This window comes from Streptomyces sp. NPDC015125, assembly GCF_043080045.1.
In the GTDB taxonomy this organism is placed as follows: domain Bacteria; phylum Actinomycetota; class Actinomycetes; order Streptomycetales; family Streptomycetaceae; genus Streptomyces.
In genome coordinates, this window is sequence record NZ_JBIBVF010000005.1 from 339,662 (window position 1) to 353,358 (window position 13,697).

Annotated in this window: 12 protein-coding genes, 2 pseudogenes and 1 riboswitch; of the genes and pseudogenes, 7 read left to right on the forward strand and 7 right to left on the reverse strand. The window is 68.6% G+C overall.

Annotation, left to right across the window (positions count from 1 at the left end; genetic code table 11):
- Positions 1-27: 27 nt before the first annotated feature.
- The 4 genes from lpdA to ACF088_RS15745 all read right to left on the reverse strand — a co-directional run bounded on the left by lpdA (position 28) and on the right by ACF088_RS15745 (position 5,050).
- Complete coding sequence (lpdA, locus tag ACF088_RS15730) at positions 28-1,515, reverse strand: dihydrolipoyl dehydrogenase (RefSeq protein WP_392376323.1); 1,488 nt, start codon at positions 1,513-1,515, stop codon at positions 28-30.
- Positions 1,512-2,759: a serine hydroxymethyltransferase gene (locus ACF088_RS15735; protein ID WP_392376324.1), complete on the reverse strand. Its 1,248-nt coding sequence runs from the start codon at positions 2,757-2,759 to the stop codon at positions 1,512-1,514. Before ACF088_RS15735 ends, lpdA begins: the two co-directional genes overlap by 4 nt.
- Before the next feature lie 93 nt (positions 2,760-2,852).
- Complete coding sequence (locus ACF088_RS15740) at positions 2,853-4,235, reverse strand: L-serine ammonia-lyase (protein ID WP_392376325.1); 1,383 nt, start codon at positions 4,233-4,235, stop codon at positions 2,853-2,855.
- Between the two features lie 239 nt (positions 4,236-4,474).
- Entirely contained in the window at positions 4,475-5,050 is a 576-nt protein-coding gene (locus ACF088_RS15745; protein WP_392376326.1) for a hypothetical protein, read from the reverse strand.
- Positions 5,051-5,198: 148 nt separating this feature from the next.
- Positions 5,199-5,293, reverse strand: a riboswitch (glycine riboswitch).
- Positions 5,294-5,781: 488 nt separating this feature from the next.
- On the opposite strand from ACF088_RS15745, the gene ACF088_RS15750 reads away from it, so the two are divergent.
- The 4 genes from ACF088_RS15750 (at position 5,782) to ACF088_RS15765 (ending at position 7,945) form a co-directional block, all read left to right on the forward strand.
- Positions 5,782-6,006 (forward strand): hypothetical protein, encoded by a 225-nt coding sequence (locus ACF088_RS15750; RefSeq protein ID WP_392376356.1) that lies wholly within the window; start codon positions 5,782-5,784, stop codon positions 6,004-6,006.
- The gene (locus ACF088_RS15755) at positions 5,957-6,475 is read left to right on the forward strand and encodes a CBS domain-containing protein (protein ID WP_392376327.1); all 519 of its coding nucleotides are present in this window, start codon (positions 5,957-5,959) and stop codon (positions 6,473-6,475) included. Before ACF088_RS15750 ends, ACF088_RS15755 begins: the two co-directional genes overlap by 50 nt.
- A gap of 206 nt (positions 6,476-6,681) precedes the next feature.
- On the forward strand, positions 6,682-6,936 hold the full coding sequence (locus ACF088_RS15760) for a hypothetical protein (protein ID WP_392376328.1): 255 nt from the start codon (positions 6,682-6,684) through the stop codon (positions 6,934-6,936).
- A 409-nt stretch (positions 6,937-7,345) separates the two neighbouring features.
- Complete coding sequence (locus ACF088_RS15765; protein WP_392376357.1) at positions 7,346-7,945, forward strand: choice-of-anchor C family protein; 600 nt, start codon at positions 7,346-7,348, stop codon at positions 7,943-7,945.
- Between the two features lie 652 nt (positions 7,946-8,597).
- Here ACF088_RS15765 and ACF088_RS15770 read toward each other — a convergent pair.
- A complete protein-coding gene (locus ACF088_RS15770) occupies positions 8,598-8,846 on the reverse strand; it encodes a hypothetical protein (RefSeq protein ID WP_392376329.1) in 249 nt (82 codons plus the stop codon).
- Between the two features lie 64 nt (positions 8,847-8,910).
- Between ACF088_RS15770 and ACF088_RS15775 the strand changes: the two genes are divergently transcribed.
- The 3 genes and pseudogenes from ACF088_RS15775 to ACF088_RS15785 all read left to right on the forward strand — a co-directional run.
- Positions 8,911-9,234, forward strand: a complete 324-nt coding sequence (locus ACF088_RS15775; RefSeq protein ID WP_392376330.1) for a hypothetical protein — start codon at positions 8,911-8,913, stop codon at positions 9,232-9,234.
- A 285-nt stretch (positions 9,235-9,519) separates the two neighbouring features.
- On the forward strand, positions 9,520-11,085 hold the full coding sequence (locus ACF088_RS15780) for an IPT/TIG domain-containing protein (protein ID WP_392376358.1): 1,566 nt from the start codon (positions 9,520-9,522) through the stop codon (positions 11,083-11,085).
- A 562-nt stretch (positions 11,086-11,647) separates the two neighbouring features.
- Positions 11,648-12,039: pseudogene (locus ACF088_RS15785) on the forward strand (transposase); the annotation flags it as partial.
- 358 nt (positions 12,040-12,397) lie between these two features.
- Here ACF088_RS15785 and ACF088_RS15790 read toward each other — a convergent pair.
- Both ACF088_RS15790 and ACF088_RS15795 read right to left on the reverse strand, forming a co-directional pair.
- Positions 12,398-13,342: an IPT/TIG domain-containing protein gene (locus ACF088_RS15790; protein ID WP_392376359.1), complete on the reverse strand. Its 945-nt coding sequence runs from the start codon at positions 13,340-13,342 to the stop codon at positions 12,398-12,400.
- Between the two features lie 135 nt (positions 13,343-13,477).
- Positions 13,478-13,681, reverse strand: a pseudogene (locus ACF088_RS15795) (IPT/TIG domain-containing protein); the annotation flags it as partial.
- Between the last annotated feature and the right edge of the window lie 16 nt (positions 13,682-13,697).

Sequence of the window (13,697 nt, forward strand, 5' to 3'; positions counted from 1 at the left end):
GTCCTTACCTCAGGGGACCACCGCCGCTCATCCTCTGCGGCGAACGGGCGCGGTATGAAGCGGGAGGCCGAGGGCCCCCATGGCCGCCTCCATGGTGGCCTCGCCAAGGGTCGGGTGCGCGTGGATGGTGTCGGCCAGGCCCGTCAGCGTCACACCGTGCGTCACGGCGAGCGCCGCCTCGGCTATCAGGTCGCTCGCGCCGGGACCGATGATGTGGGCCCCCAGGACCGTGCCGCTCGACCGCTCGGCGACCACCTTGACCATGCCGTCCGTAGCGCCGTATGCGTGTGCCCGCCCGAGAGCGGCGAACGGGAAACGGGCAGTGGCGATCTCATGGCCCTCGTCCCGTGCTTGAGCCTCCGTCAGGCCGACGCTCGCCACCTCCGGGCGGGTGAAGGTGGCTGCCGGTACGGCCCGGTAGTCGATGCGTTCATCGTGGCCGCTCACCACGGACGCCGCCACCAGGGCCTGATGGGAGGCGACATGGGCGAGCTGGAGGCGGCCCGTCACATCACCGATCGCCGAGATATGCGGGACGTTGGTGCGCAACTGGTCGGTGACCGGGACGTAGCCCCGGTCGTCGGTGTGCACTCCGGCCTTCTCCAGATCGAGGCCGGCAGTGTTGGGGCGGCGTCCGACACCGAAGAGGACGATGTCGGCGGGGAAGCTCTCTGCCGGTTGGCCGTCGGCGTCGGCCACCAGAGCCCGGAGATGAACGCCGTTGCCCTCTCCCTCCCCTTCGATGGCCGTGACGGTGTGCCGGGTCAGAACCTTGATCCCCTGCTTGGTGAAGGACCGGGTGAGCGCGCGTCCGATCTCCACGTCCTCGGCCGGCAGGAGCGTCGGCATCATCTCGACGAGGGTGACCTCGGCGCCGAACGTGCGGAACAGGCTCGCCCATTCCGCGCCGACCGCGCTGCCTCCGACCACGACGGCCCGCGCCGGGACCTCCGGTAGCAGGAACGCGCCGTCGGAGGTGATGACACCGGGAAGGTCGGAGCCCGGGAGATCCGGCATGACCGGCTGAGACCCGGTGGCAATGATGATGTCTTCCGCGGAGAGGGTCTGCCGCGCCGGCTGCGACGTCGGGGGTGCGGCGTAGAGCGGGCCGTCTCCGCCAAGGGGTGAGGGGCCCGTTTCGTGGACGGCGACGGTATGCGGATCGGTGAACCGTGCATGGCCGTTCACCACGGTCACGCCGTTGGCCTTGAGGAGATGCGCGATGCCCTCCGTCAGCCGGGTGACGATCCCGTCCTTGCGCTTCAGAACGGCGGAGTAGTCCAGCTGCACACCATCGGTCAGCACGCCGAACTCCTCGGCGCTGCGGACGGTCTCCAGGACTTCCGCCGATCGCAGCATGGCCTTGGTCGGGATGCAGCCCCAGTTGAGACATACGCCGCCGGGGCGCTCCTTGTCGACGAGGGCAACCGTGCGGCCGAGCTGGGCGGCGCGGATGGCGGCGACGTAGCCGCCGGGTCCGCCGCCGATGACGAGGACGTCGAAGTGCTTCTTCATATGGGTTCCTCTTCCGGGCGGGCATTTGCGGGTGTTCCGGGATGACGGGTCGCCAGATTGGTGACTCGACCCCTTAGCTCGGCCACTGCGGTGGCGTGGGGTTCGTGCGTGAGGGCGCGGGCGATCACATCGGCGACCTCGCGGAAGGCCGCGTCACCGAATCCACGGGCGGCCAGTGCCGTGGTGCCGAGGCACAGGCCGTGCTCCCCCGCGCTGTTCGGCCTGATGCCGAGCGAGCGCAGACGCTTCCCGGCCCGGCCGGCGTCCTGCACGGAATGCACGAAATCGATCAGCACGAGGGGCGTCTCGGTCGAGCCGGTGACGACCCGGGCCCCGGTCTCGGCCACGTCATCGGCGAGGAGCCGCCCGGCGAGGATTCGGGCGCCGCGGAGCGCGCGCTCCTGCCGGTCCCGGAACGCCGACGAGCCGGCCCCGCGGAGGGCGACCGCTGAGGCCGCGAGCAACTGCCCGGGAAGCCCGCCCACCCGGCGTGCGGCAGGGATCGAGGTCAGCCGGGTGGCGAGATGTCTGTCGTCGGTGAGCAGCACCCCCACCCCGGAACCGTCCACGATCCCGCGCAGGTCGGCGGTGACGACGTGGGCACCGGACACCGGACTCGGCTGCAGCCCGGCGGCCACCAAGCCCGCGAAGCATGTCATGTCGACCATCAGCAGGGCGCCGACCTCGTTCGCGACCCGTCGGAAGCGCGCCAGATCCGGGATGCGGGGGTGGACTGCCCCGCCCGCGACGATCACCGTGGGTAGGTGGGCCCGGGCAAGGCGGGCCACTTCCGCCATGTCGACCAGACCGTCGGATGCCCGGAGCGGGTACGGGACGACGTCGTACGGACGCCCGGGCAGGTCGACGAGTGTGCGGTGCACGCCATAGCCGCCAACGGCGTGGTCCAGGCAGAGGACGGTGTCTCCGGGGGCCAACAGGGCGATCAGAGCGACCTCGTGAGCCGGGACTCCCGTCGTCGGCAGCACATGGGCGAATTTCCCCCCGAAGAGGGCCTTCGACCGGCCGACGGCGATGCGTTCGACGGTCGCCTGTGCCGGGGACGTGGAGAAATTGCTCTCTCCCACAGCAACCATCGCCAAGGACTGCTGTCGTTCCGTCAGTTCCGTCGCGATGGCCGCCGCGACCTCGGGATCCACGTCGGTGAGCGGGGGCAGGTCTCCGGGATTGTCCGTGACCGTGGGTGGTGGGGCGCCACAAAGACGGGTGGAAGCAGGGGACGGCATGGGCGTGTGGTTCCTCTCGGAAGGAATCGTCAGGAGCGGAGGGGGGACGAAACGGCAACGGCTGGAGCGGAACGAGCGGTGAGGTCCGCCGGGTCAGCATTCGATGACGTTGACGGCGAGTCCGCCGCGAGCGGTCTCCTTGTACTTGACCTTCATGTCGGCGCCGGTGTCCTTCATGGTCTTGATGACCTTGTCGAGGGAGACGTGGTGGCGGCCGTCGCCGCGCAGGGCCATGCGGGCGGCGGTGACGGCCTTGACGGCGGCCATGCCGTTGCGCTCGATGCACGGGATCTGGACGAGGCCGCCGACGGGGTCGCAGGTCAGGCCCAGGTTGTGCTCCATACCGATCTCGGCGGCGTTCTCGACCTGCTCCACCGAGCCGCCCAGCACCTCCGCCAGACCGCCGGCGGCCATGGAACAGGCGGAGCCGACTTCGCCCTGGCAGCCGACCTCGGCGCCGGAGATGGAGGCGTTCTCCTTGAAGAGCATGCCGATGGCGCCGGCCGCGAGCAGGAAGCGGACGACGCCGTCCTCATCCGCGCCCGGCACAAAGTTGAGGTAGTAGTGCAGGACCGCCGGGATGATGCCGGCCGCGCCGTTGGTGGGGGCGGTCACCACCCGTCCGCCGGCCGCATTCTCCTCGTTCACAGCCATGGCGTAGAGGGTGGTCCACTCCATGGCGCGCGCGGCCGCGTCACCCTCGGAGCGCAGGGTCCGGGCGGCGGTGGCGGCCCGCCGCCGCACCTTCAGACCACCGGGCAGGATCCCCTCACGGGACATGCCCCGGGTCACACACGCCTGCATGACGTGCCAGATCTCCAGCAGCCCGGCCCGGATCTCCTCCTCGGTGCGCCAGGCCTTCTCGTTCTCCAGCATCAGCGCGGAGATGGACAGGCCGGTCTCCGCGGACAGGCGCAGCAGCTCGTCGCCGGTACGGAAGGGGTACTTCAGCACGGTGTCGTCGAGCTTGATGCGGTCCTCGCCGAGCGCGTCCTCGTCCACGACGAAGCCGCCGCCCACCGAGTAGTACGTCTTCTCCAGCAGCGGGGCGCCCGCGGTGTCGTAGGCGAAGAGGGTCATGCCGTTGGCGTGGTGGGGCAGGGCCCGGCGCCGGTGCAGGATCAGCTCGGTCGACTCATTGAAGTCGATCTCGTGATCGGTGCCCGTCTCCGTGCCCAGCAGTCGCAGCCGCTTGGTGGTGCGGATGCGCTCCACCTCGTCATCGGCACGTTCCACCTCCACGCTGCGCGGGGAGTGCCCTTCCAGCCCCAGCAGGACGGCCTTCGGCGTGCCGTGTCCGTGCCCTGTTGCGCCCAGCGAACCGAAGAGTTCGGCGCGTACGCAGGCAGTGCGCGGGAGGAGGCCGTCGCGTTCGAGACCGAGCACGAACATCCGGGCGGCGCGCATCGGGCCGACCGTATGGGAACTGGACGGTCCGATACCGATGGAGAAGAGGTCGAATACGCTGATGGCCACGCCATCCTCCGTGGGTCGTTGGGCGTGCCGGACAGTTCGGCTCCGGTGCCGCTCAGGCAGGTGTGGGGACTGGGGCAGGGAAGCAGGGCGGTGGTCGCGGAGCGACTCACCGCTGACCTTGCACGGCGCTCAGCCCTCGTAGGCTTCGATCAACGGGCCGGTGCATACGAGACTGCGGTCGCCGTGCGCGCCGTCGACACGGCGGACGCGGGGCCAGTGCTTCTTGTGGTCGGCCGCCGTCAGCGGGTACGGCGCCGTGTTCCGGCTGTAGGAGCGCCCTCCGTCGCGTGCCGGCCTCTGGGCCGTGCGGGGCGCGTTGAGCGGCGGGCTGTCGCCCCCGAACGTCCAGTGCGAGTTGGGGCGACTGAGGTCGCCGCCGCACTCCCCCGGCTTGGCCGGACCCGGCAGCGCGTTGAGGACGGGTGCAGTTGAGCGCACCGCGGCCAGGTGAAGGGCGGCTGCTCTGTGCGGGCGTTGAGCTTCATGGTGCCCGCCCCGAGCGGGATCGTGCAGTGGTGCCCCAGCCCGATCATGGAGAGGGTCTGCCGGTTGCGTTCGGACAGGGCGCGCAGCTCGGCTTCGGTCCGGGACTCGGACGCCGTGGCGGGAAGCCGCAGCCCATGGCGGTCGCACTGTGAACCGGGCACCGCGGCGTCGATCAGTTCGTCCCGCGCACCGAAGCCGCGGTGGGAGAGCAGCTCCGACAGCTCATCGGCGTCCGGTCCGATGTGGTGTACGGAGAAGGGCGCGGTCCGCTCCAGTGCGGCGAGCGACTGGTAGGACGCGGTGTCGGGGGGAGGGGCGGGGTTCGCCATGGAGGCTCCTCGGGCCTGGCGCGCACCGTCGAACGGGGCACGCGATCGAGTGAGCCTCCCCCTCTGTCATTGGCCTGAGAGCTTCACCGCGCGCTGCGCGGCTTGCACCGTGGGCGAGACGCATCAGCGCCTGCTTTCCAGAGTCCACCTCCACTGCGCGGTAACGAGGCCTGAGAGTTTCCGGGGAGGATTTGCTCCTTCGGCGCCACACCACTGGGGTGTGAGCTCTCCCGCGCAGAATCGTCGGTGGATTTTTCAATTGTGGTTCGCCGCACCGTACGGTGATCGACGCAAAGCCGTCAAGAGCTGTCCGCAGCCGGACCGCCGCAGGCACCGAGCTCGCGCGACGCGGCCCTGACCTGGGAAAATGGCACCTTGTACGCCGCCAGCGGACGCCGCTGTCCGCGTACCGGTGAGTATCGATCAGTGCTAGGGCCTCCCTGACATGCTGCGGCAGCGGCGCCGTCACCGGATTCCAGTACTTCGCATACCACTTGCCGTCGAGTTCGCCGACCTGCATGCCCAAGTGGGGCCGGCGCACCGGCACTGCGCTGATGACTGATCAAGCACACGATGCCCGAGCCCGAAACGAGCGGGTGTCCGGTGTCGCCGCGGCAGCGCCGGCGCCGCCATGATCGCCGGCGCCGGCCCCACGAACGGCGGCACCGGCAAGGAGTGCCAGGCCGGATACGGGGTTCAAGGACATCGCCACACACCTCACGGAGCACGACATCACGGCGGTACCGGTCGTCGACGACCAGGGCCGCCCGATCGGCGTGGTGTCGGAGCCGGGCCTGCTGCGCAAACAGGAGAGCCAGACGGATCCGGGCGGACATCTGACCACCGCGCATCTGCGGCTCGCGGACGCTCCAACGCTCACGCGCTCACGCGCTCACCGCCGAAGACTTGACGACCAGCCCGGCCGTCACGGCACGACCGCAGTGGTCTCTCGTTGAGGCGGCCCGCACCGTGCCCCACCACCACGTAAAACGGCTGCCTGTCGTGGACGACGCCGACCGGCTGGGGGCCATCGTCAGCCGTGCCGACCTGCTGCACGTCTTCCTGCGGCGAGCCGTCACGATCCGCGAGGAGAGCACGACGGACGTCCTGACCCGATCCCTCGGCCTGTCCCCCGGCGAGATCACCGTGCCAGTCACCGAAGGACGGGTGACGTCCGCGGGACCGTGCCGCAAGAAAGCCCCATCCCCATCGCGGTACGGATGTCCGAAAGCGTCGACGGTGTCGTCGACGTCACGAATCGCCTCCGCGCCGCGACCGCCGGTACACCACGGCGGTGACCGCATCCGTGTCCCGGACGAGGGCACTGATCGGTCACCACCTTCGAGAGGAAGGTTCATGACCGGCACCGACTCCTACCGGATCAGTGCCACCGAGGCCGAACGTCGGACGAACAGGCACCGGTGATGCCGGAGAACCAGAACAGCCCCGATCCGTCGACGGACCTGGAGAGACGACACCACCATCGCCAACCACGAATCCCTGGCACTGCGCGTGGAGTTCACCCGCGAGTCCGAACCACAGGAAACCACCTGGACCATCGCCGCCTACGAATCTTCCGTAGGCCCAGGCTCTGGCACACGCGGTGCTTGGACAGGCTGTCGCGCGGCACGGTGTCCGATCGAAGCCGGCTCCGGGATGCCGCCGAGGATGCCTGGGACGCGCTGATCAGGACGCTCCGCAACAAGGTGGAGACCGGGTTCCACCAGTACGGGACTTTCTTCATCCCGTCCGAGACGAGGAAGGCATGGGAGGCGTTGCTGACGGAGGCGATCACCAACCCCGGTGGACCGCCGTACCGGGACGCGATCGCGCAGTTGAACATGCCGCGCACTGTATGCCGGGCCAAGATCGACACCATGGCGTGAAGGGTCGCGAAGGCATCGGAGCCTCCGCTCGCCACTCCTGCGGCGCGGAGGCAGGTGAGGCCCTCGACGACAGGGACGGAAACGAGATGGCGTGGCTGGCCACGACGCTACTGAAGCCCGGCCGCCGGCACCGGTGGTGCACGGCGCGGGACTGACGAGTGGCGGAAGACGTGGAACGAGCGGAATGGCCTCTGGACCAGTCAGCGGCCACTCGCATCTGGTGACGTGCCCGCGGCCGGCGCTGGCTGATTTTTATCGGCGCGCCGATGCGCGAGCGCGGCGCGCGACGGTGAACTCACCAGGGCCGTTACCCCCGGGCGCCGTCTTCGCGGTCTGTCCCTGGCGAGGCCCGCGCTACAGACTTCGTGTGCTCCACCAGTACGCCCACCCTTTTCACCTGGAGGAACTCATGGTGGCCTTACGCGCATGCGTCACAACCGTTGCCGCTGCCGGCCTGCTGGCTCTCATGCCCGGTACCGCGCTGGCGGCCCCGGTCGCGCTCGATGACGGCAGCTTCGAATACCCGACCGCGCCGGCGAACTCCTTCAGTGCGTTGACGGCGGGGCAGTCCATCGGCCCCTGGACGGTCGACAGCGGTTCGGTGGACCTGATCGGCAGCGGTTTTTGGCAAGCGGCTGACGGAGCGCAGTCCGTCGACCTCAACGGCCAGGGCCCGGGCAAGGTGTCGCAGACCTTCGCGACGACAGCGGGCAAGACGTACACGGTCTCCTACGCGCTGGCCGGCAACCCGGCGGGCAATCAGGGCGTGAAGACGGGTCAGGTTCTCATTGACGGACAGGACTTCCAGAACTTCTCGTTCGACACCACTGGCAAGACCTTTGCCCGGATGGGTTACGTGGGACGTCAGGTGACGTTCGTGGCCACCGGTGCCTCCACGACCTTGTCGTTCGCCAGCACCACTGCCAGCGGCGCCTACGGTCCGGTGATCGACAACGTGAGGGTCGGGTCCTGCTGCTCCTGTTCTTCCTGCTCTTCGTGTTCCGGCTGACCGAAGCCACGACAGCTCGTCCGCGGGCGAGCCGCCGATCACGGCGGGCTGACAGGAGACCGAACTCGATGACGCGACGCCGTACGCGAAGGTGAACTGCGGTGCGGCGTGCTGTTCTGGTCCACGCCCGAACAGCACCGAGCCCCGGCCTCCGAGGATGGAGGCCGGGGCCAACACCCCATCGTCGGCTTCACACCGGGATCCCACACCATCGCCGTGGGGCTGCCAGACGCGAGCAACGATCACTGACACACGACCGGCTGCCCTCGCAAAGGACGACACCCTCATTCTGTTGGTAGTTCCTGGCACCGGTGGTGGTCGAGGCGCCGTGGCCGGTGACGGCCCTCACCATCGCGGTGAAGGGCAAGGCCGTCCTCTCGGTGAAACGGGTGCGGCCCGGAGATGTTGAACGTGCCGGTCACGGTGGCGTGCCGTCGTAGCCCGCCGGGTGCAAAGGCCCCCGCCGGAGCACTCCGCGGCGAGGCCTGCTCCTCTCGTGCGCTCTCACACAGCTCGTCGGGCTGTGCGGACTCCCCCTGCGCACGGTGATGACGGCAACCGCGAGGCCGACAAAGGCATTGATGGCGTTGGTGCGGTGTTCGTAAGCAGCGTGCGCGCCGGTAGAGGGCGTTCTGACGGGCGTGGGTGCGCTCTACGTGGCAGCGATGGGTGGCCTGGAGAGGGACTTTCTCGCCTTGGTGTGCGATCCGGCCTCCGGGTGGGCCGCATGGTCGAGAGTGCTGCGGATCGTGCCCGCGTCGTAGCCGACGTCCACGCCGCGAAGGTGTTCGGCCGCACCGAAGAACGCACCGGCATCGTCCCGTTCATGAACCTGGCTACCCAGGTCATGAACCAGGAACCCTGCGCAAGCGCCAAGCGCGTGTTCTGGATCGTTCGACAACGGCTCCTCCCATCGCGGTCAGAGGGCGGCCGACCGACTCACCGCGGCGTTCCCGAACACGGTCATGGTCCACACCCCCGTGCACGCCTCCTTGCTCAACCAAGTCGAGAGCTACCTCTCTGCCGTCCAGCGCAAGGCCCTCTCGCCCAACGACTTCACCGACCTCACCGAGGTCAGGGACCGGCTCCGAGCCCTCGAAGACCGTTACAACGCCACGGCACAGCCGTTCCAGTGGAGGTTCACCACCTCCGACCTGGACGATCTGCTGGCCAGGCTCGACCGGCACACCGCCGATCACCACGAAGAATCCTCTGTCGCACCGGCAGCGTGCCCCCCCCCGAAGGATTTACGGCGCCGACCACTTAGGGGGAGCGCGCGGCTGGTGTGAGCCCTATGGGGACTCAGGCGTATTTCCTCTTGTCGGACATTGCCTTCTTTGCTACTTGCAGCCCTTCTTGCGCCGTTCGAGAACGTGCGGTCGCGGAGACGATCCCTGTATGCCGGGATCCCGGCAGTCTCCACCGCCCCTTGGGGCCCGGCTGATGGCAGGTGCATGGTGAGCGAACTGAATACCTCCGGCGCAAAAGGGCCAGTCCTGGACGCTGTGTCTCCCACTGCTGTGATCCCGCGGTCAGTGCTCACGGTTCCGGTGGGGACCAAGCCGCTGGCATTGATGGTCGGTGTCCTCGGACTGCACGTCTACGTGGCCAACAGCGTTTCAGGGACGATCAGCGTTGTGGACGTGGGAACACAGACTGCGAGCACCGCCATCGCCCCTTTCACCACTCCCAGCGGGGTAGCCGTCACCCCGGACAACACCCGTCTGTTCGTGGCGAACAGTGGCACACGCGCTGTCAGTACCGCGCTGAGAGACATCCTCGACGTCACCGGCACGATCGCCGTGGGAAGCACTCCCTATGGCATCGCTGTGGATCCCAGCGGCCTGCGCGTCTACGTCACCAACCAGGGTTCGAACACCCTCAGCGTGATCGACACGATCTCCAGCACGGTACTGGCGACGATTGCGGTCGGTGCCGCACCTACCGGGGTCGCGGTCGCCCCCACCGGGCTGGAGGTGTACGTGACGAACAGGGACAGCAACACCCTCAGCGTGATCAACACTGCCACCAACACCGTGGTGGCGACCCTTTCCGGACTGTCTGCTCCGATCGGAGTGGCGGTCACCCGCGACGGCGGTCGCCTCTACGTCGCCAACAGCAGTGCGAACACCGTCAAGGTCGTCGACACCACCACTCGAACGGTCACCGCCACCATCGCGGTCGGCGCCGCCCCCTGGGGAGTGGCTGCCACCACCGACGGCCGCCAGGTCTATACGGCCAACAACAGCTCCAACACCGTCAGCGTCATCGACACCACCACCAACACGGTCAGCGACACCATCGCAGTGGGCACCGCGCCGGCCGGGATCGCGGTCACCCCCAACGATCTGAGCGTCTACGTGGCCAACAGCGGTTCCAACAGCGTCAGCGTCATCCAGACACTCAATGCGATGGCCCCCACCCTCGGTCCCCAATCCGGCGGAACCAAGGTCACGATCACCGGCACCAATCTCACCGGGATCACCGCGGTGAAATTTGGCAGCATCCCCGCCACCGTCATCGCCAACACAGCCAACCAGGTCATCGCCGTCTCCCCACCCGGCTCCGGCGTCGCCGCGGTCACCGTCACCACCGCAGGCGGCACCAGCAACCCCAAACCCTTCAGTTACTACCCCAGCGGCAACGCCCACTCCCTCAACCCCACCGCCGGCCCGACCCTGGGCAGAAACCTCATCACCATCCAAGGCGCCCAACTCGCCACAGCCAGCCAAGTACTCTTCGGCGCCGTACCGGCCCTGCCCCTCATCGTCTCCGACCAGCAGATCACCGTCGCCGCCCCACCCGCCATCACCCCCGGCCCGGTGCATATCACCGTCACCACCGCAGGCGGCCACAACACAGAGACACTCACCTACACCTACATCAACCCACCACAGCTCACCGGCCTGAGCACCGTCACCGGCACTTCCTTCGGCGGGAACACCATCGACCTGACCGGCCAGAACCTGGCCACCACCACCAAGGTCACCATCAACGGCATCATCGCCCAGTACAGCATCGGCTCCGACACCGTCCTGGCCGCCATCGTCCCGCCCAGCCCCACCACCGGCCCCGCAGACGTCACCGTCACCACCGCCGGCGGCAGCACCACCCTCACCGGCGCCTACATCTACACCTGACAGAACCCGGATAGCGGCCCAACGGGGGCGCCCACGCAGTACAGGTGCACATGCATGCGCGCCCCTCGACCATTCTGTCCAAGGGGCCCCGTAAGAAGGGCATCGCGTAGGCATCCAGGAACCCATGGTGCGGTAGTGGTCGCGCTTCGGCCGCTGCCCCGCTGCCCGACTTCGTCCAAGGCCAGTTCATGCAACCCGAACTCCGTGCCGACCGCGGTGAATTCTCCTGCACCGGGCCGAAGTAGGTTCAGCCAGACCACCGAGTCCGGAACGGGGAGGTGCTCGGAGACTTCACGGAGCAAAGCCTTCGAGGTCATACTGCCGACGCAGTACAGCCGGGTGCGCGCCATGGTGTGAGACGAGTCAGCCGCCGGCCGGGCGGCTGAGGCATGCAGGTGACGGCTGCCGTCCGCCAGTCACACCTTCCCGAGCCTTTTGCGATCGGCCATTTAGGAGGCCTTGCAGAGGGTCTCCGCATGGCACGGTGGAGGAGTAGGTGACCTCGTGCCTCGGGGTGAGGGCGGCCCGGCTGCGATGGAGAGCCAGTGACGAACTGTGAGCGCTGATCGAGTCGTTGGTGCCCGGGCATGAGCCTCGCTACTGGCACCGGGCCGCAAGCGGATCGACGACCGCAAGACGCTGCAAGGCGTGTTTTTCGTACTCCAAACCAGGTCCAGCGGGGGGTCCTGCCGCAGGAGTTGGCCTTCGGATCAGGCTCGACGCGCCGGCGGCGTCTTACGGAGTACCAGGAGGCCGGCGTGTGCACCGAACCCAGCAGGTCCTGTGGGCCGGTTGCGGGCGGCGGACCGAGTGGACGTCTCCCACGCCACGATCGGTGCCTCCCGCGTACAGGCCAAGCGGCGGCGAAGCTCCCCAAAGGTCGGCCCGAGTCCGGTCGACCGGGGACGGCCGGGCTCAAGCCCCAGCGGCGGCATCCAGCTGCGGAAGTCACTCCCACGGACCACGCCGCTTGCGAGTCCGTGGAGGTAGGCAGTGGCTGAGGCGGCTCCCCAGCGCACGCGGTCCAAGCCGGGCCGCGGGGCGGACCGAGGTGCACAATTTTGTGGTGATGCTCCGTTCGCAGGCGGTGGTGCTAGATGTCGCGGTCGTAGCCGCAGTCGGCACACAGGGCCCGGGGCCGTCGGGGCCGCCCCGACGGCCCCGCACTGCGCACTGAGCCTCGAAGTCCGGCAGTAGTTGGGTGGCCGTTGCAATGGACGCCGGTCAGCGACCCGCAGCGGGAGACCGCCGCCGTCGGTCAGCCCCTGGTGCTTGGAGCCCGGCCGTCCCCGGTCACCGGCCAACCCGGTGTTCAGACCCCGGGGGAGGCGACTCGGGTGTAGGTCTTGGGGGCGCTGGTGCCGCCGGGAGTGGTGACGGTGACGTTGACCGTCCCTGGGGCTCCGGGTGGGGCGTCGACGACGATGTGGGTGTCGGAGACGACCGTGAACCCGGCAGGGGGGCCGCCGACGAGCACCGTGGTCGTCTGGGCGAGGTCGGTGCCGATGAGAGTGAAGGTGATGCCGCCGGAGGCCGGCCCCTGACTTGGGGTCAGGACCGTGACGACGGGTGCCGGCAGGTAGGTGTAGGAAACCGCGTTGCTCGTCCCGCCGACGGTACTGACGGTGACATCAGCCAGACCCGCTGCTCCGGCAGGAACCACGGCGGTGATCTGGCTGTCCGAGACCACCGTGAACCCCGACGCTGCGGTGGTACCGAAGCGCACCGCGGTGGCTTCGATGAGGTGGACACCGGTGAGGGTGACGGTGTTCCCTCCCGAGAGCGGGCCCGAGGGCGGCGCGACGCCGGTGAGGACCGGGGTGCTGACGTAGAAGTAGGCGCTCTGGAGGGTGCTGCTGCCACCTGGGGTGGTGACGGTGACACCGACCGGACCGGCCGTCGCCGCGGGGACCACAGCGGTGATCTGCGTCGGGGAGACGACCGTAAAGGACGTCGCCGGAGTGGCACCGAAGATGACCGCGGTGGCTCCGGTGAAGTTGACGCCGGTGAGGATCACGGTGTTCCCGCCCAAGGCGGGCCCCTGGTTGGGGCTGACACCGCTCAAGGTGGGAGCCAGGGAGTAGGTGTAGGAGACGCCGTTGCTGGTGCCGCCGGGGGTGGTGACGGTGACCGGTACCGTGCCGGTCCCGGCGGGGGCGACGGCAGTGATGTGGGTGTCGGATACGACGGTAAACGAGGTTGCCGGCGTGGCCCCGAACCGTACCGCTCCGGCGGTTGCCAGACCCGTGCCGGTCAACGTGACCGTGGTGCCCCCAGCCGCCGGACCCGACGAAGGGACCACCGAAGTCAGGACCGGCACCGAAACCGTCGTGTACGTGAACGGCACACCGTTACTCGTCCCCCCAGGCCCCGTCACCGTGACCTGCACCGTGCCAGAACCCGCAGGCGCCGTCGCCGTAATCTGCGTAGCCGAATTGACCACAAACGACGCCGACACACCACCGAACCGCACAGCGGTCGCACCCGTGAACCCCGTACCGGTCAACGTAACCGTCGTGCCCCCAGCCGCCGGACCCGACGAAGGGACCACCGAAGTCAGGACCGGCACCGAAACCGTCGTGTACGTGAACGGCACACCGTTACTCGTCCCC

Bases quoted from the DNA above. Each gene is read 5' to 3' on its own strand.
- ACF088_RS15735 (WP_392376324.1), bottom strand. From the start codon at position 2,759: ATGCCGTCCCCTGCTTCCACCCGTCTTTGTGGCGCCCCACCACCCACG.
- ACF088_RS15745 (WP_392376326.1), bottom strand. From the start codon at position 5,050: ATGGCGAACCCCGCCCCTCCCCCCGACACCGCGTCCTACCAGTCGCTC.
- ACF088_RS15765 (WP_392376357.1), top strand. From the start codon at position 7,346: ATGGTGGCCTTACGCGCATGCGTCACAACCGTTGCCGCTGCCGGCCTG.
- ACF088_RS15775 (WP_392376330.1), top strand. From the start codon at position 8,911: ATGGTCCACACCCCCGTGCACGCCTCCTTGCTCAACCAAGTCGAGAGC.
- ACF088_RS15780 (WP_392376358.1), top strand. From the start codon at position 9,520: ATGGTCGGTGTCCTCGGACTGCACGTCTACGTGGCCAACAGCGTTTCA.
- lpdA (WP_392376323.1), bottom strand. From the start codon at position 1,515: ATGAAGAAGCACTTCGACGTCCTCGTCATCGGCGGCGGACCCGGCGGC.